This window comes from uncultured Chitinophaga sp., from assembly GCF_937898475.1.
GTDB lineage: Bacteria > Bacteroidota > Bacteroidia > Chitinophagales > Chitinophagaceae > Chitinophaga.
The window spans coordinates 235806-259303 of the sequence record NZ_CALEJS010000010.1 but is presented as its reverse complement, the minus strand read 5'-3'; the positions used below and the strand labels follow the sequence as shown (position 1 = coordinate 259303).

Genomic DNA, 23498 nt, shown 5'->3' with positions numbered 1-23498 from the left:
CAACTATTCATTGTAGGATTACGTCCATAAAAAAGGGATAAGGCGGTATACTGCCCTATCCCTTTGCATATCTTTCAGGGTGATTATAAGCCTACGTTAAAGCCCGCCGTGATCTGCGGACGGTTCTGGTAGGGAGAACGTACATTCTGCAATACATCATACAGCACCATGATGTAGAAGGCCGAATAACCCGAGCCCAGGGGCTGGGAGTAACCACCGCCCAGCAGCAGGCTGGATACGCCGTAGCTGGTTTTGCTGGTTAACTTCGGATCTACTGTATAGTCGGTATACTTTTCACTTACATGGTTGTACTCAGGCTGTGCATGCAAAAACAGCATTTCCAAAGGATATATGCGGCCCCATACGCCACCGCCAAAAACGGTATACTGATAGCGGTATGCAGTTCGTCCGCCATACTCTTCTTTTTCAGATGCATACTGCGCATTCAGGTTAACGCCTGCGGCAAAGAGGTCAGAAAAACGGTAACCTATTAATGGCGATACATTGATGTTGGTATAATCACCGAATACAAGGCCCAGCGAGCCCCCTATCATCATCCGGGAGGGATCAAAGCCACTGCGGGATGAGGTATCCGTTTTATAATACTGTGCATGCGCCAACCGGATACCACCCAGCAATAACAGGCATAAAAGCAAACGTTTCATAGTTTTCTTGTGTTTATGTGGTATGTAACTATACTAGGGAGTGTGCGTGCACTTCAGAAAGAAGGGCACAAAGTAGCCCGGCGGGCTCCGTTGAAAGCACGGTTGGGATACAACCCGGTATACACAATCCCGATCTCGTAAGCGCCACGGCGGCCGTTGGAATTAGCCAGCTGCGAAGTGGTTACATCATAGCTGAACATCATTCTCACCCTGGATATTTCATAGCCTACCAGGAACACCGCCGCATCACTGAAACGCAGGTAAGCACCGCCAAACACCTGCTTGCTGCCATCGCCTGAAAGGTTATAGGCAACGTTACCACCTGCTACAATCTCCCTGGATCCTGCCTGGCGGGCATAATAAGCGCCGGGGTTAACGATCACGTTATCGCTCACTTTAAAGATACCGTTCAGGAAGCCGATATAACGGCGGTCTATCTGGTTATTGCCTTCATAGAAACTTTCGTGCGGCTTGTTCACGTGCTGTACTGAAAGGCCACCATTAACATAGATGTTATCTGTAGGGAAATAAGCATAGTTCATGCCCACCTGTACATCAAAGTAATTCACTTTTGACTGTGTGATTGGTTCTGCTGTGGGCAGCTGCGAATCAAAAAACTTACCATTCCACTGATCGCCGAAGGTGAGTTTGGCGATATCCACCCGTTTACTGGCGGAGCCCATGTTAAACCCAAGGGAAAGCAGGCTGCTCTGTCCCAGCAACTGGTGATAGGCTACTGATCCATACACTTTGGTAGAGGTAAGGTTACCACTACCTGCCACATCGCGCAGCACTACGCCGCCAACACCTACCCAGCCATATTCCAGCCGGTCGCGGAACAGCTGAAAATCAGCAAAGGCTGACATCGTTTTATACGGCACGGGTATACTGGCCCATTGGTTACGATAGTTCACACCTACCCGGTAATTACCGTCGGGAATAAACCCGGTATTAGCAGGGTTGGTGGTAAGCGGGGAATTGAAGAACTGCGAAAAGTGCAGATCCTGCGCGGTTACCTGTGTTGTTGTGAACAACAATACGATACCGGCTAAATAATATTTTACTTGCTGCTTCATGGCTCATCATCTTAACAAAGTGATATTTCCTGTCTTGTTGGCTGTTGTTCCGTCGCTGAACTCTACATTTACTACGAATGCGTATGCGTCCATGGGTTGCACTGTGCCTTTGAACCGGCCGTCCCAGCCTACGCCTGGATCATTCGATTCAAATACCAGCTGTCCCCAGCGGTTGAATATCTTGAAATTGAACTTCGCAATGCCGAAGCCGCGTACCATCAGCACATCGTTCATACCGTCTCCGTTCGGAGAGAAAGCATTGGGTACGTCAAACAGCGGTATTACAATGGCGGCCACCTGTTTACAGATGGTATCCGTACAGCCGGCGGCGTTAGTAGCCAGCAGGCAAACATCATAGGTACCTGTCTTGTTGTACTGGTGTACCGGGTTTGTTTCTGTAGATACCTCTCCATCGCCAAACTCCCACAGGTAGCTGATGGCGCCGATGGTCTGGTTGACAAAGGAAGTGGGCGTATTTTCCACCGGCTTCACCGGGGTAAAGGAAAATTCTGCAGAAGGCGGCCCAAACACCGTGATCGTAATAGACGTATCGTCTGTTATGTTACACGTGTTATTATCCACCACCTGCAGGCTTACGGTGTAAGTGCCCGGGTTCGGGTAAGTATGTACCGGGTAGGCCTCTGTAGAAGGCTGGCTGCCATCCCCAAAGTTCCAGGTAAAGCTTTCGCCGCCCTTGGTAGTATTGTCAAAGCTGATGGTAGAAGGTGCACAGGAACTATCCGGCGCTATGAAACTGGCAACCACGTTGGCGGCCACACGCAGTACCAGCGTATCTGTATGCGGCGCGTTACAATAGTTGGTGTCTATCAGTGTAAGCAGTACCCTGTAAATACCATCCTGCGCGTAACGGTGTGCATACGGGAAATCGTCCATACCCACGGTATCTACCGGTGTGCCGTCGCCCAGGTCGAGCAGGAAGGAATTACGCTGGAATGGCTTGCCTTGCGGCGCAACAGAATTGTTGGTGAACAGGTAGCGCAGCTCTTCACAGGGCGGCTGCCTGTCTGCAGTGATATCTACCGTTGCCTGGTCTGCACGGATGCGCACATCTGTGTATGCGGTATCGCAACCATTACAGCTGGCGGGATCGCATTTGATCAGGCGTACCTGGTAATCGCCGATCTGTGAATAGGTATGGGTAACGGTATCCTGTGTGCCGCTAACCTCCGGACTGCCGTCACCAAAGTTCCATGTCCAGGTTTGCGCGGGTATACCGGTCGTATCTACAAAGGTGATGGTAGCAGGTACGCAGTAGTTACGTTTCCTGTCCAGCGTTTTAACGCCTGCTTTCACACCGTCCAGGTTGAAGGCGATCTTTAACGCGCCCAGGTTACAGAAAGGCGGCGGCGCTGTAGCGTAAGCACCCGGCGTGGTGGGATAACGCGGTTTGGCCTGCGTATTGGCAGACACATTACACCAGGCGCAAAGCCCCTGGTAGATCACACCGTTACGGTCAAAACGGCTGGTACCGCCATCTACGTGCTCATACAAACCATTGCCGCCAAAGAAGCTGGCAAACAGCACATCCGTAGCATCACGCTGCAGCACAAAGAAGTAGAAGTCCTGATCGTCTGTGGTACGCTGTAAAGGATTCTTGGTGATCAGACCGCTGGTGCCTGAGTTAGGATAACGAAGTGATTTATTGATACCACCGCCCCAGCCAGACACATACACATTCTCACACCTGTCTACCAGGAAAGCTACAGGCGACAGGCTTGGATCTGCGGCCTGCTTACCAAAGGTGGTGGAATAAACAAAGTCTGAAAGGTTGGGCTGCAGTTTGGCGATGAACTGTTTGGAATTGTCGTTATAAAAAGTACCTGTACCCGGCGGTTGCCGGGTAGGCCAGGCGCCGTCTGTAGTGCCCATTACATATACAAAACCGCGTGCATCCAGTTGTATGCCGTAGATCTGGTCTGCCGCTACATTATTGGCGCCCAGGAAAGTGCTCTGCAGTATTGTGCCGCCATCGCTGGTGATGTGCGTGATAAATCCATCACAGATACCGCCGCGGTAGCCGCCATAGACCACCCCGCCGGTAGTACGAAAATCTGAACTGGCCGTGCCGCCTGCTACATACAGGCTGCTTCCGTTCAGTGCAAGCACATAGGCTGCGTCTTCTTTCGAACCGCCTATAAAACTGGCCCATACCAGGTTGGTACAATCAGGATTGATCCTCATCACTACCCCATCCTGTATGCCGCCGAAACCACCCTGGAAAACATTGCCCGTAGCGGGGAAGTCCGCAGAGCGGGTACAGCTGGCAACAAATACATTACCCGCGCCATCCAGCACTACTTCACTGCGGGCATCGTCTCCATAATTGCGTAGTAATACCCAGCTGCCTGCCTGGCGGTTCTCGCGCATATTCACACCATCATCACCGGTGCCCCCGATAATGATGGAACCGATGCGGGCAGTACCCGTGGCATTCAGCTTTACAATAGCAATATCCCATCCGCCGCGCGTGCCTACCACCGTGTTAACAGGAAAATTGCCGGAAGTGGTTCTTCCGCTGATCACCAGGTTGCCGGCCGCATCTGCAAAAAGGCTGTGCGGCTGTTCATCACCACTGCCGCCAATATAAGTGGCGTACACCAGGTTACGGCCATTCGGCGTAAACTTGCTGATACCGATATCAAACTGGCCGCCTGCAAAAGCGTTCTGTACAGCGCCGGTAGTTACAGGGTATCCCTGCGCCCACACAATACCACCGCCATAAAAGTATCCCTGGTTATCATACGTAGCGGTAAAGCCCCAGTTATCTGAACGGGAGCCGGATACGCTGGAAAACACATAGGTGGGATCTATCACAAGCGGGTATTGCGGATCATAAGACCCGGACACTTTAAAACCAACTTTGCTGCCGCTTAAACGGTAGCTAACTTTTACGGGCACACGCTGGTTGTTTACATACTGGTATGCATAAGGCATCAGTTCGGTCGTGGTGCCAACAGAGGTAGTGATTTCAAGTTGTTCTTTCTTTATTTCAAGCTTTGTGGCGCCGTTATACTGCAGCTGTATCCTGGATGGATCGGCTCCAGGTTGCACAATAAGATCATACTTCAGCTGGGACGCTTCTGAGTATACCTGCATGTCGATACCTGCGTACAGGTCTTTGTACATTACGCGCTGGTAAGACTTTACATTAGACTTCCAGCGGGAGGAATCGTTTCCAATGATATAGTTGCTGTACCCATCAACCGGTTTATCCGGTAATACCTGCGGGTTGACGGCTGCGTTCAGAAAAGTAACCTCATAAGCATGCCCCCTTACCACTGGTTTCTGCGGTTTTTCAACACCGGGCACTTCTTTGCCATTGCTCTTGGAGAGATCAGGGTTTGCTACGCCTGTAGCTTTTTTTGCGTCATAGTCCACGGTAGGAGTACTATTTGGCTCGGCATGGCCGTGCAGGTATTCTGTCAGCCGTACATAGTCATCCTTATTTAACAGATAAAAGGTGAAGCCATTTTTTTTCAGAAAGATGGTTCCGCCGCCCAGATCCGTTTTATATAAGAAGTCTCCCTCCCACTGGCCTTTGTTCTCAACAAACTGCAAAGGCGTGAAATTACTGTTCTCCTGTGCCTGAGCCGGGGCTAAGATGAGCCAAAGAGCAACACTCAAAAAACCGGCAAGGAAAGTAAATTTCAACGGAATAGATTTTACGTTTTTTTCCTTAACTAATATACTACAATTAACGGGGAAAGCGGTTGTTTTGTTACCAGATCCCAGGTTGGAATTTATACTCAACCAGTTAAGTTATACGAAAAAACGGATAAACAGGTTGCGTTTTTCATACACAAAAGATTAGGAGGTTTCCGGCTGGATAGCCAGGCAATAATACAACGTTTTCACCGTTGCAAAAATTGTTTATCCTCCCCTCTCTTTATTTTACCGCAACAAGGTGATACTGCCCGTTCTATTGGCTTTTGTGCCATCGCTGAACTCAACGTAGATGGAGTAAGCATACGCATCCATTGGCTGCAGGTTGCCTTTAAAGCGGCCATCCCAGCCTACGGAAGGATCATTAGACTCAAATACCAGCTGCCCCCAACGGTTAAAGATCTTCAGGTTAAGCCGTGCTACCCCGAAGCCTCTTACCAGCAGTACGTCATTCTTGCCGTCCTGGTTGGGAGAAAAGGCGCTGGGCACATCAAACAGCGGCGATACAATAGCGGCTACTTCCTGGCAAAGGGTGTCCGTACAGCCAAACTGGTTAGTGGCGTACAGGCATGCATTGTAGGTGCCGGTGGTATTGTACTGATGAACCGGGTTGGTCTCTGAAGACGTTTCGCCGTCCCCGAAATCCCAATGGTAACTGGTGGCGCCAACTGATTCATTTACAAACCTGACAGGTGTATTTTCCTCCGGCTTGGAAGGCGTAAAGGAAAAACCGGCTGATGGCGATCCGCTGATGACGATGGTCCGGGTAGTTTCATCCCGGATATTACAGGTATTGTTATCCACTGCCTGGAGGGTAACGGTGTAGGTACCCGGGTTCTGATACACGTGTGTGGGATAGATCTCGTCAGACAGCGGGCTGCCGTCGCCAAAGTTCCAGGTGAAGGTTTCCCCGCCGCTGGTAGTATTGTTGAACTGGATGGTAGCCGGTGCGCAACCGCTTGCAGGCGCTTCAAAGCTGGCTACTACGTTGGCGGCCACACGCAGGGTGATGCTGTCTGTCTGCGGGGCGTTACAGTAGTTGGTATCCACCAGGGTAAGCGTTGCCCGGTAGATCCCTTCTGCCGCGTAGGCGTGCGTCCAGGTGCCCAGGCCTACGGTAGCGGTGGGCGTACCATCGCCAAAATCCAGTATAAAGGACTGATTGGTAAAGGGCTTGCCGGCCGGCGGCTGAGAGTTATTAGTGAACCGGTAGTTCAGGTCCTGGCAGGGCTCCAAGCGGGTAGCTGTGAGGTCTACCGTAGCCTGGTCGTCCTGGATCCGGATATCTGCATAAGCAGTATCGCAGCCGTTACAGCTGGCGGGATCGCACTTGATCAGGCGTACCCGGTAATTGCCTACCTGTGTAAAAGTATGGGTAACGGTATCCAGGTTGCCGGTAACATCGCCGGAGCCATCGCCAAAGTTCCAGGTACGGCTTTGGGCAGCAATACCGGTTGTATCTACAAAAGTAATGGTAGCCGGTACACAGTATCTTGTTCTCCTGTCAAGCGTTTTAATACCTGCCTTCACACCATCCAGGTTAAAGGCGATCTTCAATGCCCCATAGTTACACATGGGCGGTGAAGATGCAGGAACCGTCAACGGGTAGCGGGGCTTCGGCGCCGGACCGTCATAACACCAGGCACAGATGCCCTGGTAAATGACGCCATTGCGGTCAAAACGGCTGGTACCGCCATCCACGTGCTCTGCCAGCTGCTGGCCGCCAAAATAACTGGCAAACAGTACGTTGGTAGCATCCCGCTGCAGCACGAAGAAATAAAAATCCGCACCATCCGTGCTGCCCTGCAGCGGGTTCCTGGTGGGCAGCCCCCTGGTGTCTGAGTTGGGATAACCCAGGCTCGGGTTGATACCGCCACCCCAGCCGGAAACATATACATTCTCGCATTTGTCTACCAGAAATGCAACCGGCGATATACTCGGAGTGGAAGCGTTTTTACCAAAGGTGGTGGAATAGACAAAGTTAGACAGGTTAGGCTGCAGCTTGGCGATGAACTGTTTGGAATTGTTATTGTAGAAGCTCCCTGTTCCCGCGGGCTGCCGGATGGGCCAGTTGCCCTCCGTAGTGCCCATGATATACACAAAGCCACTTGCATCCAGTTGCACACCGTATATCTGGTCTGCCGCTACATTATCCGCACCCATGAAAGTACTTTGCAGTATACTGGTCCCGTCTGCCGTAATATGGGTGAGGAAACCATCGCAGATACCGCCGCGATAGCCGGGATACACCACCCCGCCAGTAGTACGGAAATCCGGGCTGGCGGTGCCGCCCGCCACGTACACGGTATTGCCGTTAATGGCAAGTACATAGGCGGCATCTTCTTTTGAGCCGCCGATAAAACTGGCCCAATCCAGGCTGCGGCAATCGGGACTCAGCCGCATAACCACCCCATCCTGCACCCCGCCAAAACTGCGCTGAAAAGCGCCCGCTGTTACGGGGAAATTGGGAGAGCGGGTACAGCTGGCCACATAAATGTTATCCGCCGCATCCACCACTACCTCACTACGGGCGTCGTCGCCATAGTTACGGAGCAGGACAGAAGCCCCCAAACGGCGGTCTTCACGTATGTTCACACCATCGTCCTGCGAACCGGCCACACAAAGGGCGCCAATGATGGCTGAGCCGGTGGCATTCAGTTTCACAATGGCTATATCCCAGCCGCCGGGGTTACCTACCCGGTTGGTAAAGGGAAAATCTGAAGAATTGGTGGTACGGCCGCTAACGATCAGGTTACCCTTGGAATCCACGATCAGGCTATGCGGCTGCTCATCGCCATTACTGCCAAGATAGGTGCTGTAGATCTGTGTGCGGCCATTAGGCGAGAACTTGGTAATGGCCATGTCGAACTCACCGCCCTGGAAAGAACCCTGTGCAGCACCCGGTGTAATAGGGTAATTTCCCGGGTTGAAGGAAATGCTGCCGCCATAAAAATTGCCCTGCCCGTCATAGGTGGCGGTAAAACCCCAGTTATCCGCCCTGGCGCCTGAGATGGCAGAAAACACATAAGAAGGATCTATTACCAGCGGATACTGCGGATCATAGGAACCGGCCACCTTAAAGCCTACCTTGTTGCCATTCAGCCGGTAACTCACTTTTACGGGCACACGTTCATTATTCACATACTGGTAGGCAAAAGGCATCTGCTCGGTCACCGTGCCCACAGAGGTAGTTACCACCAGCTGTCCCTGCCTTATCTCCATCCTGTCGGTTCCTTCATATTGCAGCTGCACATCCGAAGGATTACCACCGGGATGTACGATGAGGTCATACTTCAGTTGGGACGCTTCCGAATATACCTGCATGTCAATGTTCTTATACAATGACCTGTAGGTGACCGACTGGTAAGACCGCACATTGGACTGCCACCTGGTGGAGTCACTGCCCAGGAAATAGTTGCTGTAGCCTTCAACCGGCTTATCAGGTACGATTTCCGGGTGCTGCACGGCGCCCAGGAAATTCACCATATAGGCGTGGGCTTTCACTTTGGGCCGCTGCCCCGGTTTATCATTACCCGGCTGCGTTGGCTTGCCAGCTGGAACTGCACCCGCTGTATTTCCGGCAGACCGCACATCGGGATTCACATAAGGCGGTTGCCCTTCTACACGGGCATGGCCATGCAGGTACTCATGCAGCTTATCCAGGTCGCCCGGGTCAAACAGTTGAAAAGTGAAGCCGTTCTTCCTGAGATAGATATAAGAGCTGCCAACATCTGTTTTATATAGAAAATCGCCCTTCCACTGGCCTTTGTTCTCTACGAACCGCAGGGGAGTAAAATTGGTGCTGGCTGAAGAAGACTGACCTTTCAGCTGCCCGCAATGGAGCACAACCAGCGAAATACTCAAAAGAAGGGCAAGGGAAATGATTCTCATAGCTTTAAATCCATAGTCCATAATCCATAGCAAGCGCTTGTTCAATGGGTGTAACGAAACAAGCTACAGAAATGTCACAGGTGAAAGAAATTTTAGTTGGCCAATGACCGATAGTCCATAGACCATCGACTCTATTAACGTATAACCGCTCAGGAAATTTTGCTCCACTGGGATTTGCCCCGTTGAGAAGCTAAAAATTCCCGCAGGGGATGATTGTCGGGTAGTGCCAGGTCGGGATCTTCCTGCAGCAGCTTCTCTGCGCAGCTGCGTGCTGCATCCAGGATGGGACGGTCTTCCAGGATGTCTGCCAGCTTGAAGTCCAGCACCCCGCTCTGCCGGGTGCCTTCCATATCGCCCGGACCGCGGAGTTCCATATCTTTCTCTGAGATGATAAAACCGTTGTTGGTCTGCACCATTACGTTGATCCTTTCCTTTGAATCCACGCCCAGCTTATAGCCGGTCATCAGTATACAATAGGATTGTTCCGCACCGCGCCCTACCCTGCCGCGCAGCTGGTGCAGCTGCGAAAGCCCGAAACGTTCGGTACTTTCTATTACCATCACCGAAGCATTGGGCACGTTCACGCCTACTTCAATTACGGTGGTGGCTACCATGATCTGCGTTTCATTACGCGCAAAGCGCTGCATGTTGGTTTCCCGCATTTCCACCGGCTGGCGCCCATGCACCATGCTGATATAATACTGTGGTTCGGGGAAAAAGGCTTTCACCTCTTCGTAGCCCTTCATCAGGTTCTCATAGTCCATCTTTTCAGAATCCTCTATCAGGGGGTATACGATGTAAGCCTGCCTTCCCTTCCTGATCTCTTCCTTGATGAAATCCATCACCTGCGGCCGCTGGTACTCGGTACGGTGCACGGTGGTAATGGGTTTACGCCCGGGAGGCATTTCATCTATAACAGACACGTCCAGGTCGCCGTAAATAGTCATGGCCAGTGTACGGGGAATGGGCGTGGCCGTCATCACCAATATATGCGGAGGAATGGTATTTTTTTGCCACAGGCGTGCCCGTTGGGCCACACCGAAACGGTGCTGCTCATCTACAATGGCCATGCCCAGGTTACGGAACACCACTTCATTTTCCAGCAGGGCATGGGTACCGATCAGGATGTGCAGGCTGCCTGCTGCAGCCGCCGCCAGTATCTCTTTGCGGGCCTTGCCTTTTACGCTGCCGGTGAGCAGCGCTACCTTTAAGTCCATTGCCTGCAGCAGTTCGGAAATGCCTTTAAAGTGCTGCTGCGCCAGTATTTCCGTGGGGGCCATCAGGCATGCCTGGAAGCCGTTATCTACCGCCAGCAGCATGGTGAGCAGGGCTACCATGGTTTTGCCGCTGCCTACATCGCCCTGCAGCAGGCGGTTCATCTGGCGGCCGTTCATGGTATCCAGCCTGATCTCCTTCAATACACGCTTCTGTGCGCCCGTAAGGGGAAAAGGCAGGTGATTGTTATAAAACTCGTTGAAATAATTACCTACCGCCTCAAACACGAAACCCTGCGACTGCTTATGCCGCCTGATCTTGATGCGGCAGATCCTTACCTGGGAAATGAACAGCTCCTCGAATTTAAGCCGGCGCCTGGCCTGCTGCGCCTCTTCTTCCGTAGCTGGCAGGTGGATCTTAAAAAAGGCCATGGCCCGCGGCATGAGGCGGTATTGCTGTATAACCGGCTCGGGCAGGTTCTCCGGTATCTCCAGGGGAGACAACTGCTCCAGCAGGTTGAAGGTCAGCTTTCCGATAGCCTTTGCCGTTAGCCCTTTGGCTTTCAGCTTTTCAGTGGTATAATATACCGGTTCGAGGAACTGTTTACCGGTGGCGATATGCTCTGTGAGCAGGTCCATTTCCGGATGCGCCATCTGCAGCACACCGTTGAAAACGGAGAGGCGGCCAAATACCAGGTAGGCCACCTGTTCACGCAGGGCTTTCTGCATCCATTGCCAACCCTGGAACCATACCAGCGCTATCTCCCCGGTTTCGTCCCGCAGGGTGGCCACCAGCCTTTTACCACGCTTTTCGCCCACAACCTCCAGCGAGGTAATGCGGCCACGTATCTGCACATAATCCAAACCGCCATGCAGCTGCGCTATTTTTTCCACCTTGGTACGGTCTACATAACGGAAGGGGAAATAATTGAGCAGGTCTCCAAAGGTGTGCAGGTTCAATTCTTTGCGCAGGAGCTCTCCCCGCTGCGGGCCAACACCCTTCAGGTATTCTATGGGATTGGATAATATGGCTACTTGTGTTGCGATGGGAATTGATTTTTAAATACATGGCCCATGGTTGATGGTCCATGGCGTATACAGCTATTCAGGCCGCAAAGTAAAAACTAAATAAAATAAAAAGTCCATGGAAGATGACCCCATGGACTTTTTTTCACAACAATATTTTAATCAGACGGTCCATTGGCCATGGATTATGGACCATGGACTTCCCGGATCAATCAGCTATTGCTTCCACTTTACCGGATACAAACAGTTTCATCCACTCGGTGGTCACAGATTTGGGACGCTCGATAGAGAGGCCCAGGGCCCTGTCCCAGCAAAGGGAAGCCAGTACGCCCAATGCACGGGAAACGCCGAACAGCACCGTGTAGAATTCATACTCTACCATGCCGTAGTGTACCAGCAGTGCGCCGGAGTGTGCATCCACATTGGGCCAGGGGTTCTTTACCTTACCCAGCTCCTGTAAAATGGGGGGCACGGTTTCATAAACCATCCATACAATGCGTACCAGCTCATCATCAGGCAGGTGATTTTTGGCAAATTCCATCTGTGCAGTGAAACGCGGATCGGTTTTACGCAGTACTGCGTGGCCGTAACCAGGCACTACCTTACCGTCTGCCAGCGTTTTGCGCACATACTGCTCGATCTGTTCTTTGGTAGGCATACCGCCCCCCAGCTCTTCGCGCATGCTCATGATCCAGCGGATCACTTCCTGGTTGGCCAGACCATGCAGGGGACCTGCCAGGCCGTTCATACCTGCGGCAAAAGACAGGTAGGCATCGCTCAGGGCAGAACCTACCAGGTGAGTCGTGTGGGCGCTTACGTTACCACCCTCATGATCAGAGTGGATGGTCATGTAAAGACGCATCAGCTCTTTAAAGCCTTCATCGTCATAACCCAGCATGTGGGCAAAGTTGGCCGCCCAATCCAGCATGCCATTAGGTTGTATATGATCGCCATTCTTGTACTTGCGGCGGTAAATGTAAGCAGCGATGCGGGGCAGGCGTGCAATGAGGTTCATGGTATCCTCATACATGTGGCTCCAGTAATCCTTTTTGCTCATGCCTTCTGCATAAGCTTTGGCAAAAGCAGATTCTGTCTGCAGTGCCATGATACCCACCGTGAACATAGTCATGGGGTGTGTGGTCAGCGGCAGCGCCTCAATAGCGGCAAACACGTAATTGGGTACATGCGAACGGCGGGCCCACATGCTGGACAGGTATTGCACATCTGCCTCAGTGGGTAATTCGCCTATCAGCATCAGATAAAACAAACCTTCAGGTAAAGGCTCCCTTCCACCCTGCGCTTTAGGCAGTTGCTCCTGCAGCTCAGGAATGGAATAACCTCTGAAACGGATCCCTTCGTTCGCATCCAGCAATGATGTTTCTGTTACCAGACCGGTTATACCACGCATACCCTGATACGCCTGCGCAATAGTAACATCATCAATCTTTTTTGTGCCATGGTTCTTTAACAGGTCCTTGACTTCTGCGCTAAGCTCATCAGCCTTTACCTTGAACTTTTCTTTTATATACCCCATTTTAATACGATAGTTTGGTAGTTAAAACAAAATCGATCAATTGTCAAAAGTAATGATTTGTTAACTAAGATACTACGTTTTTAGCAGCCGATAGTCGTTAGCCATTAGCGGATAGCTATTGTAAGCACTTACAATACAATCATTTACAATACACTTTGCAAGAAGAAATATAAATATTAAAGAAATGTGAATTTTTAGCTGACGGCTGACAGCTAATGACTAACGGCTTAATTATTTAGGCGCTCTCATGTACAGCCAGATAGCCAGGCCGCCGAAGATAAAGTTCGGGATCCACACCGCCAGCAGGGGGTCCAGGTTAGCCTTGGTAGAGAATACCGTAGAGAACTGCAGGAAGATTATATAGGATGCGCTGATCACGATGCCCAGGGCCAGGTGCAGACCACTGCCTCCCCTGATCTTACGGGAAGCAATGATAGCGCCTATCAGGCTCAGGATCACCACGGCCGCTGCCGACGAGGTACGGCGGTATTTTTCTACGTAATAGATGTTCAGGCCTTCTGCTCCGCGCAGCTCTTCACGGGCAATAAATCTATCCAGCTCTGGTGTGGTCATGGCTTCCTGGATATTGCGCTCTTCCACCAGTTCCTTGGGGGTAAGCGCCATCTTCAGCACGGTATCCTGCTTGTTCCACCAGGTTTCGTGCAGGTGATCGATCCGGCGCATGGAAACATAGTCCAGTTTCCAACTGCTGCTCACCGAATCCCAGAGGATACGGTCAGCCCGCAGCTTGAAGGTCATATCCAGCCCTTCTACCTTTTCCATTACAAAGCCGCTGCCGCTTTTGTAATTAGGGTCATAGGTGGCAAAGGTCACATAGGTAAAACTGTCTATCCGGGTAGTGCGGTCATACTGGGTTTGCCCTACCCCGCGCGACCTGATATAGGTATTTTCAAAGGCGGTACGGATGCGGTTGGCATTTGGTACCACCCAGCGGTTGCCCATCCAGAGGATGCCGCCAAAGAGCAAAGCCCCTATCACGTAAGGACGCATAAAACGCCGGAAGCTTACGCCGGCGGTCAGGATGGCGATGATCTCCGTACGGTACGCCATCTTGGAGGTGAAGAAAATAACGGATATAAAGATGAACAAAGGGAACAACAGCGCCGCAATATGGGGAATGAAGCCGAAATAGTAGTCTACCACGATGGTCCTCAGGGAGAGATTATTATTCATGAAGTCGTCCACCTTTTCCGTAATATCGATCACTACTGAGATGATCAGCAGCACCATGAGGGAATAAATGAAGGTACCTATGAACTTACGTAGTATATACCAGTCGATCTTTGTCATCAATATTTTTTTGCGCAGGCAATATAGTAATTAGTTGTCAGTTGTCAGATCCAGCGCTTATCCGTTAGCCATGGTCATGCATTAACGGCTGATCTACAATCTTGTCTGCAGCTGTTTTACCATGCCCGTTTTCCAGGCGGCAAAGGTGCCTGCCATGATATGCTCCCGGGCGGCTTTTACCAGCTGCAGGTAAAACGCAAGATTATGGATGCTGGCCAGCTGCATGCCCAGTATTTCGCCGGCGGCAAACAAGTGCCGCAGGTAGGCCCTGGTGTAATGGTTACTGGCAAAGCATTGGGTTTCTTCATCCACCGGGGAGAAATCGGTAGCCCATTTCTTATTCTTGATATTGATCACGCCCTGCCAGGTAAACAGCATGCCGTTACGCCCGTTACGGGTAGGCATTACGCAATCAAACATATCTACCCCGAGCGAGATATTTTCCAGGATGTTCCAGGGGGTGCCTACGCCCATAAGGTAGCGGGGCTTATCAGCAGGAAGAATGTCACAAACCAGTCCGCACATATCATACATCTCCTGTTCCGGCTCTCCTACGCTAAGTCCGCCGATGGCATTACCGGCGCATCCGCGGGCTGCTATCTCGGTAGCAGAAATGGTCCGGAGATCCTTATAGGTACTGCCCTGCACTATGGGGAACAGTGTCTGTTCATGACCGTAAGCCGGCTGCGTTTCCTGCATCCGTTGGATACAGCGGTCCAGCCAGCGATGGGTCAGCTCCATTGATTTACGGGCGTAGTGATATTCTGAGGGGTAAGGCGGGCATTCGTCAAAAGCCATAATGATATCAGCCCCGATGGTGCGCTGAATATCCATCACACTTTCTGGTGTGAACAAGTGACGGCTGCCATCAATATGCGACTGAAATACCACCCCTTCTTCCTTTATTTTACGGTTGGCGGCCAGTGAGAACACCTGGTAGCCGCCGCTGTCTGTCAATATCGGGCGGTTCCAGCCGTTAAAACGGTGCAATCCCCCCGCAGCCGACAATACTTCCAGGCCGGGGCGCAGGTACAGGTGATAAGTATTTCCCAGGATGATCTGCGCCTGTACATCGGCACGCAACTGCTCCTGTGTAACGGCTTTTACGCTGCCCACCGTGCCTACGGGCATAAAAATAGGCGTCTCTATAGCGCCATGGGCCGTGGTCAGCACCCCTGCACGGGCACGGCTGTTCGTATCTGTTGAAAGAAGGTCAAATTTCATGTTAAATGCCAAATACCAAATACCAAATCCCAGAATCCAAAATGGGAAATGAGCTGCAAAAGTAACGGAAATGATCTTATGTGCCCTTCACCCTTTGGAATTTGGGTTTTGGGATTTGATTCTGGGATTTGGGATTTCATATTTGGAATTTAGGAATTTGGGTTTTGGTATTTAAACATATATATTTGTCCTCATATGTCGGAAAGCCTGGGTTTAATAACCTTCTATGTTTTTGCTACTATTGCCGGTATACAGGTGCTGTACTACCTGGTATTCTTTTCCAGAGTAGCATTTTACCGCCGCAAGTTCGAGAGCGACGGTACACCGGAAAATCCCTTTTCCCTGATCATTTGCGCCAAGAATGAGGAACTGAACCTGCAGAAGAACCTGCCCACGGTGCTGCAGCAGCGTTATGGCTCCATTCAGCAGCCAGACTATGAAGTGATCGTGGTAAACGATAATTCTGAAGATGATACCAAGTATTACCTGCGTTCTATCGAAACAGGATACCCGCATTACCGTCATATTGAGCTGAAACAGGCGGCCAAGTTCATCCCGGGTAAAAAATACCCGCTGTCTATCGGCATCAAAGGCGCACAGCATGAGCATGTGCTGCTGACAGATGCAGACTGCCGCCCTGCCAGCGTTAACTGGTTGTCTATCATGAGCCAGGGTTTCCGCGACGGAAAGGAGATCGTACTGGGCTATGGCCCCTACCATAAAAAGCCCGGCTTCCTGAATAAGGTGATCCGGTATGAAACGGCTTTCAGCGCCCTGCAATACCTGTCTTTTGCGATGGCGGGTATTCCCTATATGGGTGTAGGCCGTAACCTGGCCTATAAAAAAGACCTGTTCTTCCGGAACAAGGGCTTCACCAATCACCAACACCTGGCGTCCGGAGATGACGACCTGTTTGTGAACAGCGCGGGTAACGCCCGCAATGTAGCCGTTGTGATAGACAAACAGGCCTTTACCTACTCTGAGCCAAAAACCAACTGGAGCAGGTGGTTCCGCCAGAAAACCCGGCACATGAGCACCGGCAAACATTATCGCTTTGGCCATAAAGTGCTGCTGGGCCTGTTCTCCCTCACGCATTTCCTTTTTTATCCTGCTTTTATTGTAAGCCTGTTCTACCAGCCGCTGATGCAATACGTGCTGGCAGTTTTCGGCGCCAAAATGCTCATCCAGTCCGTCATCTTCTTTTTTGCCCTGCGCAAGCTTGATGAGGCAGACCTCTTCAAGTTCTCCTGGCTGATGGACATCTTTATGTGCCTGTATTACATTATCTTCACGCCGGCTTTATTTTTCAAGACTAAAAACCATTGGTAGGAAGCAGCAGCTGTTAGCTACTGGCTGCCGGCTGTTAGCTCAGACCCTGGTTCAGAATATCATAGCTATTGGATCATTAGCGAAGTGCTAAAGGCCAATAGCTAACTGTTTTTACACCATGGACATCATTCTTAAATACTTCTCTGATTTTACGCCCGCGCAGCTGGACCAGCTGCAGGCGCTGGATGCTTTGTACCGCGAATGGAATGAAAAGATCAACGTCATCTCCCGCAAGGACATAGACAGCCTGTACGAAAAACATGTGCTGCATTCCCTGGCCATAGCCGCAGCCGTAGTGCTTCCAGACAACCTGCAGGTGTTAGACCTGGGTACGGGCGGGGGCTTCCCCGGCATTCCACTGGCCATATTGTTCCCGGAAGTGAAGTTTCACCTGGTAGATTCCATTGGTAAAAAGATCAAAGTGGTGCAGGCGGTAGCCGAAGGCCTGGGACTGCAAAACGTGACTACCGCACACAGCCGGGTGGAAGATATCAAAAACCGTAAGTTTGACCTGGTTGTTTCCAGGGCGGTGGCCCCACTGGGCGACCTCTGGAGATGGAGCAGGCCCTTGCTGAAGAAAGGGCCCGAAGGCCGCCCCGGCGGGTTGATATGCCTGAAGGGGGGAGATCTGACACAAGAGATCTCCGAGAGCGGATGCCGCCCTACTATGGTGGAGATCTATAAATTATTCCAGGAAGAATATTTTAAGGAGAAGTATGTGGTGGCGGTGAAATTATAGCAAACAATTCGCCGCTAATATACTGGTGTCTACCCCGCCGCCCAGCACAAACAAATACGTTTTCAGGGAATGATAACACTCCAGTGAACGGCGCACCGCCTTATAATTCTTTGAGTCAATCTCATACCCGCCGGCTACCTGCACAAAAGGATCAAAAATGTCAAAGTCTATGGGTACGTGGGGTACAATATCCGGCTTGTTGTAGATCCGGTAATTCTGCGGGACCGTCTTGTTGTACATCGCCGCAAAAGTACCATCGCCTACCTTGGGCGATGCATAGGTGTATACTGAAAGCCCTTGTCCATTCGGACCGGAATTAGCCATATACGCGGCATACATGGTAGCCAGGGCGGCGCCCAGGCTATGACCTGCCACTACCACGGGCACCTTGCCCGTATCGCCCCCGAATGTAAGCGATGGCTCAATGGCCGCGTCTACCAGGCGAAGATTGGCAGGACCCTGGTTGGGCACATTCAGTGTAAGCGACTGGAAAATGGTGTAAAAGCCGCTGGCAACATAACCGCCATTGGGGGCACGGTCAAAAGCAGTGCGGAAATCATCAAAATCATCATACCATTCTTCCCAGGTAAGGGTACCGCGAAGCGCTACTACGTAGTTGTAGGGCGCAGCCAGGCTTTTGGCAATAAAGCCGTAGTAGCTGGGCGTCTGGTTAAACCAGAAAAAGTCCGTCATCTGGATGTTGAATACCAGCTGGTAATTTTCCTGGAAAGATTTGGGATAGGCCGACAGCGGCGGGTTCAGATTGTTGCCGGTACTTTGGTAAACGTCATAGGCAGTTTCCACACAGTTACCATACTGGATAGCCTGCGTAACAGGTACCTGGATACTTGTAAGGGAGTCCATAAGAAAGGATTTTGAGGGTGATTGAATAAGGCCTTTTTGAAGAGACCAGCGTGAATGTACAACAAATCCTGACGCTGGTCTCTTCTTCGCGCATTATTATTTGTTTATTTTGACAGGCATCCGCATCCATCCGCATTCAGCATATCCTGGACCGGATTCAAACCGGCCATTTGCTCAGGCACATAGGAAGTAAAATCCCCCGTGTTTCCAAGCTACAATGGAATATTCTCTTCCTTCTCACCGCTGTCTGTTTCCAGGGTAATATGGTTGATACCCAGGTGCTCCAGCTCATGCCGCAGGGTTTTCTTGAGCCGGGATACCTCCTCTCTTTTCAGTTGTTCATTTACCAGTACCTGTGCTGTAAGGGCCGTTTCTGTAGTGCTCATAGCCCAGATATGAATGTGATAGATGTCTTTAATACCAGGTATCTGCAGGGCCAGTTCCCTGACGCGGTTAATGTCAATACCCGGCGGCACGGCATCCAGGGATAGCCGCAGGCTGTCACGCAGCAGGTTCCAGGTGCCTGCAATGATCACCACCATAATGAGCAGGCTTACCACCGGGTCTATCCAATACCAACCGGTACCTATTATCAGCAGGCCGGCTATCACTGTGCCCAGCGATACCAGCGCATCGGCCAGAAGGTGGAGATAGGCCCCTTTTACATTCAGGTCGCTCTCCTTATCCCGGAAAAACAGGAAGGCGGAGGCCGCATTAACTCCTATACCGACGGCGGCTACAATGGCCATGGTGCCACCGGGCACCGGCGCAGGGAGGGAAAAACGCCGTATGGCCTCATAACCAATGGCGCCAACCGCCACCAGCAGGATAAGGGCATTCAATAACGAGATCAAAATGGTACTTTTACGGTAGCCGTAGGTATAACGTGAATTAGGCCTGATGCGCGCCAGGCGGAAAGCCAGCAGCGAAAGCACCAGGCTGGCCACATCGCTGAGATTATGCCCTGCGTCTGAGATAAGTGCCAGGGAATCAGTGATAATTCCTATTACAAACTCTATGACCACAAAGCCCAGGTTCATCACAATTCCCCAGATAAAGGCCCTGTTCAGGTTAGCACTGCCGGAAGGCAGGCCGTGCGAATGATCATGTGACATACGTAAATTTAGGAAAGTTTAAAGGTTTGAAGGTTTGACCCTTTGAAGGACGTCCTACCTGTTTGGACACCTTCAAACACTTAAACGCTCGAACTTTCAAACTTTTTTTCTGTTCGATAAAATATCAGGCCAATTCCTTCGTCTTCCTAACTAAGATGAAAGAGTTGCTCCTTACAAAAACATCTATGGCCTTAGAACAAAACGAGCGCATACAGCAGACCGTTCAGAAGGAGCGCAAGCGTTTGTTACATTTTATCAGGCAACGGGTAAATAATGTAGCGGATGCGGAAGATATCTTACAGGATGTGTTCTACCAGTTCACCGAGTATTTAAGGTTGGGCAGCCAGATAGATTCCATTACCGGATGGCTGTTTGCCGTAACACGGAACAAGATCACCGACTGGTTCCGTAAAAAACGGGAAACTACCTTTTCTGACAACACCATGGAGTTTGAAGGAGAAGAAACGCTGTTCCTGTCGGAAATATTAGCCGATCCTTCCGCCAAAGCAGATTCGCCCATGCTGCGGAAAATGCTGTCTGAAACCATTATGGAGGCCATAGACGAACTACCGGCCGAACAAAGGGAAGTATTCCTGCAGCACGAAATAGCAGGCAAATCATTCAAGGAAATGTCTGCCGAAACCGGGCTGTCCATTAACACCCTGTTGTCACGTAAACGCTATGCCGTATTATACCTGCGGGAAAGGCTGGCGGAACTGTACCAGGAACTATTAAATAACTAACTAAAGTAAACTGTCGATATCATGAGACGTAAACCAGGATTAGGTGTGCTTAAATTCATTGTCTTAGGCATACTCTTCCTCACCCTGATTGGATTTGTTGTAATGAGCCTCTGGAATTGGCTGATACCCTGCCTGTTCCATGGCCCCTATATTAACTTCTGGCAGGCATTGGGCCTGTTACTGCTCGGCAAATTACTATTCGGCTGGCACGGCCACCACGGCGGATGGAAAAGAGACTGGAAAGAAAAGATGCGCCGCCGCATGGAGGCGATGACGCCTGAAGAGCGTGAAAGAATGAAAGAAATGAGAGAACGCTGCCGCCAGCGCTTTGGCGGCGGTTTCTGGGAAGACAGAAAAGAAACACCCGGTACAACAAGCGAAGAACAGTAAAAAACATATTACTATGCTACACGCCATTCTTAAACACACTGAACCTTTTGCTATGACAGGTATCTTCAAGACCAATATAGCTACCCGTGAGGACAGGCAGTACATGATCAATGTAATAAAGCATCATTTTGATGTAGACAGCTGCTATGTAGACCTGGAAGATTGCGATAAAGTGCTGCGCATCACCGGTATGACAGTAGACGAGTACACGATGATCTCGTTTGTACGGCAGCATGGATTTCTGTGTGAAATACTGGAATAACACACAGCCGCCCTATTCCACCCTCAAACTTTTTACAGGGTTCATCAGCGCCGCTTTCACGCTTTGATAGCTTACTGTCAGCATGGCAATGATAATCGCCAGTAACCCGGCCACCGCAAACATCCACCACTCCAGGCTGATCTTATAGGCAAACTGCTGCAGCCAGCGATCCGTTGCATACCAGGCCAGGGGAAATGCCAGGAACATGGCGATGGCAACGGGTTTCAGGAAACTGGCAGACAACAATGTGAAGATATTGCTTACAGTTGCGCCCATTACTTTACGCACACCAATCTCACGTGTACGTTGTTCTGCAGAGAAAGCGGCCAACCCAAACAATCCCAGGCATGAAATGAAAATAGCCAGAGCAGCAAAGATGTTAGACAATTTGCTGACCACCTGCTCGCTGTGATATAGCCTGGCATATTCCTCATCAGAGAACTGGTAGGTAAATGTAAATTTTGGGTTCAGCGTTTTGAAAAGCTTTTCAAGTCCGGCGAGCACCTCCCTGGTTTTACCTGCGCGGGTGCGCACCAGGATATTCCCCCAGGATTCCTGTTCACTCAGCCGGATAAGGAGCGGCTCTATTTCCTTGTACATGGAGTTGATGTGAAAATCTTTCAGCACGCCAATGATCTGACCGCGGCGATTGCCCCACAACATGGTTCTGCCGATGGGATCTGTGTAACCCGTCTTTGCCAGGGCGGTTTCGTTGATCAGGTAGTTGACGGAATCTGTACCATATGCCGGGGAGAAATCACGGCCCTCTTTCAGCTGCAGGCCCATCGTCTTCACAAAATCATAGCCCACTACCGCATCGGCAAAGAACACTGCCTGCGCGGGATCTTTCCCTTCCCATTCCGCATCTCCTATGTGGTGATTGATCTGCGTAGGAGATTCTTTCATTCTCGATATACTGAGCACACCACGCATATTAAGCGCCTCCTGTTTAAACAAGGCGTATTTATTGACCAGTTCTCCTTCCACCGGTATATAGATCAGGTTCTCGCGGTTGTAGCCAAGGTTGGCGGTCTGCGTGTAGTCTATCTGGCGGTAGATCACGATCATTCCTGTGATGAGGACAATGGAAAGCATAAACTGGAAAACCACCAGGCCTTTACGTAAGAAGGAAGCGCTCCAGCTGAACTTTAAACTGCCTTTCAACACACGTACCGGCTGCAGTGACGATAAGAACCATGCAGGATAGCTGCCGGCTATTAATCCCGTTAAGAGCAACAGGCCTGCCAGCAGGGCCCAGAACAAGGGCTGCGTTAGCGGCAGCGATAATTGTTTACCCGTGAGCTGGTTGAATGCCGGTAATAAAGCCGCTGCCATGATCACCGCCAGCACAACTGCAAATGCAGTGATCATTAATGCTTCGCCGGTAAACTGCAGGATCAGTGAAGAGCGGTACGCCCCGATCACCTTGCGCACACCTACTTCTTTGGCGCGCTTGGCAGAACGCGCGGTGGCCAGGTTCATGAAATTGATGCAGGCGATCAGCAGGATAATAAACGCTACTATGCTGAAAAGGCGCACGTATTCAATGCGTCCGCCTTCAATGTGACCATTCTTAAAATTGGAGTGCAGGTAGGTTTCAAGAAAAGGTTGCAGGGCCAGCTCATTGGTAACTGCCGGGTCTTTGCGCTGGTAGCGGTATACAAAATCCTTAATGACGGATTGTACTTTGGCGGGATTGGCATTGGCCCTTAGCTGTACCATGGTAGCCGGACTGGTATTGCTCCAGTTATATACCCAGCGGTTCTCTTTCACATAGTCTACCCATGTCCTTAAGAAATCAAACTGGTGAGATGAATTAGCAGGCAGGTTCTCAAATACAGCCGTTACCGTGAGGTCCTGCTTGTTTTCAAAACGGATGGGTTTACCAATGGCTTTCGCACTGCTGCCAAAGAAGAACTCCGCCATTCTGCGTGATATAGCGATACCGCCCGGTGCATTCAGCGCGGTTTCAGGTGTGCCCTGTAACAGCGGGTAGCTGAACATCTTAAAAAAGTCCTCACCGGCAGAACCGCCATTCATCTTACCGATAGTAGTGCCCGCCTGGAAAGTTTTGCCCCAGATGTGCTCCAGGCTGCTGGCGTGTTCCACTTCCGGTATCACTCTTTTCAGCTCGTCGGCCAGCAGGGCCTGTGTGGTGTAGTTGGCCTCCACTTTACCATCATACAGCCAGCGGCCATACACCTGGTACAATTGCTTACCGTGAACATGAAACCCATCCACGCTACGTTCATCCTGCACCCAGAGCATGATGATCAGGCTGCAGGCCAGACCGAGCGCCAGGCCCAGTATATTGATGGTGCTAAAAGCTTTATTGCGGACCAGGTTGCGCCATGCGATCCTGAAATAATTCTTTATCATAACCGGTGGTACTTGCTTCTTCAGTGGCCTAAAAATATGCCAATAAAAAAAT

Annotated in this window: 16 protein-coding genes; 5 read left to right on the top strand and 11 right to left on the bottom strand. The window is 50.9% G+C overall.

Annotated features, from left to right (window positions below; translation table 11 throughout):
- Positions 1-83: 83 nt before the first annotated feature.
- The 8 genes from Q0577_RS01455 to tgt all read right to left on the bottom strand — a co-directional run bounded on the left by Q0577_RS01455 (position 84) and on the right by tgt (position 15625).
- Positions 84-665: a hypothetical protein gene (locus Q0577_RS01455; protein ID WP_298732066.1), complete on the bottom strand. Its 582-nt coding sequence runs from the start codon at positions 663-665 to the stop codon at positions 84-86.
- Between the two features lie 53 nt (positions 666-718).
- Complete coding sequence (locus Q0577_RS01450; RefSeq protein ID WP_298732064.1) at positions 719-1741, bottom strand: PorP/SprF family type IX secretion system membrane protein; 1023 nt, start codon at positions 1739-1741, stop codon at positions 719-721.
- 6 nt (positions 1742-1747) lie between these two features.
- On the bottom strand, positions 1748-5386 hold the full coding sequence (locus tag Q0577_RS01445) for a PKD domain-containing protein (protein WP_298732062.1): 3639 nt from the start codon (positions 5384-5386) through the stop codon (positions 1748-1750).
- Between the two features lie 267 nt (positions 5387-5653).
- Positions 5654-9316, bottom strand: coding sequence for a PKD domain-containing protein (locus Q0577_RS01440; RefSeq protein ID WP_298732060.1), 3663 nt, complete (start codon positions 9314-9316; stop codon positions 5654-5656).
- 149 nt (positions 9317-9465) lie between these two features.
- Positions 9466-11559 (bottom strand): ATP-dependent DNA helicase RecG, encoded by a 2094-nt coding sequence (gene recG / locus Q0577_RS01435; protein ID WP_298732224.1) that lies wholly within the window; start codon positions 11557-11559, stop codon positions 9466-9468.
- A 205-nt stretch (positions 11560-11764) separates the two neighbouring features.
- Positions 11765-13090, bottom strand: a complete 1326-nt coding sequence (locus Q0577_RS01430) for a citrate (Si)-synthase, eukaryotic (protein ID WP_298732058.1) — start codon at positions 13088-13090, stop codon at positions 11765-11767.
- A 231-nt stretch (positions 13091-13321) separates the two neighbouring features.
- Complete coding sequence (locus Q0577_RS01425; RefSeq protein WP_298732055.1) at positions 13322-14401, bottom strand: LptF/LptG family permease; 1080 nt, start codon at positions 14399-14401, stop codon at positions 13322-13324.
- A gap of 93 nt (positions 14402-14494) precedes the next feature.
- Positions 14495-15625, bottom strand: coding sequence for a tRNA guanosine(34) transglycosylase Tgt (gene tgt, locus Q0577_RS01420; RefSeq protein ID WP_298732053.1), 1131 nt, complete (start codon positions 15623-15625; stop codon positions 14495-14497).
- A 195-nt stretch (positions 15626-15820) separates the two neighbouring features.
- Between tgt and Q0577_RS01415 the strand changes: the two genes are divergently transcribed.
- Positions 15821-16954, top strand: coding sequence for a glycosyltransferase (locus Q0577_RS01415; RefSeq protein ID WP_298732051.1), 1134 nt, complete (start codon positions 15821-15823; stop codon positions 16952-16954).
- Positions 16955-17072: 118 nt separating this feature from the next.
- Positions 17073-17693 carry a 16S rRNA (guanine(527)-N(7))-methyltransferase RsmG gene (rsmG, locus tag Q0577_RS01410; RefSeq protein ID WP_298732049.1) on the top strand — a complete coding sequence of 207 codons (621 nt, stop codon included), beginning with the start codon at positions 17073-17075 and terminating at the stop codon, positions 17691-17693.
- Here the strand turns inward: rsmG and Q0577_RS01405 are convergent.
- Positions 17688-18557 carry a lipase family protein gene (locus Q0577_RS01405; protein WP_298732046.1) on the bottom strand — a complete coding sequence of 290 codons (870 nt, stop codon included), beginning with the start codon at positions 18555-18557 and terminating at the stop codon, positions 17688-17690. The two genes, rsmG and Q0577_RS01405, sit on opposite strands and share 6 nt — an antisense overlap.
- A 212-nt stretch (positions 18558-18769) precedes the next feature.
- Positions 18770-19672 (bottom strand): cation diffusion facilitator family transporter, encoded by a 903-nt coding sequence (locus Q0577_RS01400; protein ID WP_298732044.1) that lies wholly within the window; start codon positions 19670-19672, stop codon positions 18770-18772.
- 185 nt (positions 19673-19857) lie between these two features.
- On the opposite strand from Q0577_RS01400, the gene Q0577_RS01395 reads away from it, so the two are divergent.
- From Q0577_RS01395 to Q0577_RS01385, 3 genes are read left to right on the top strand one after another with little or no spacing between them, the layout of a single operon-like run.
- Complete coding sequence (locus Q0577_RS01395) at positions 19858-20415, top strand: RNA polymerase sigma factor (RefSeq protein ID WP_298732042.1); 558 nt, start codon at positions 19858-19860, stop codon at positions 20413-20415.
- A gap of 21 nt (positions 20416-20436) precedes the next feature.
- Entirely contained in the window at positions 20437-20805 is a 369-nt protein-coding gene (locus tag Q0577_RS01390; RefSeq protein WP_298732040.1) for a hypothetical protein, read from the top strand.
- Between the two features lie 13 nt (positions 20806-20818).
- Positions 20819-21067, top strand: a complete 249-nt coding sequence (locus Q0577_RS01385; RefSeq protein WP_298732038.1) for a hypothetical protein — start codon at positions 20819-20821, stop codon at positions 21065-21067.
- Positions 21068-21079: 12 nt separating this feature from the next.
- Here Q0577_RS01385 and Q0577_RS01380 read toward each other — a convergent pair whose 3' ends face one another.
- Positions 21080-23446, bottom strand: coding sequence for an ABC transporter permease (locus tag Q0577_RS01380; RefSeq protein WP_298732036.1), 2367 nt, complete (start codon positions 23444-23446; stop codon positions 21080-21082).
- Between the last annotated feature and the right edge of the window lie 52 nt (positions 23447-23498).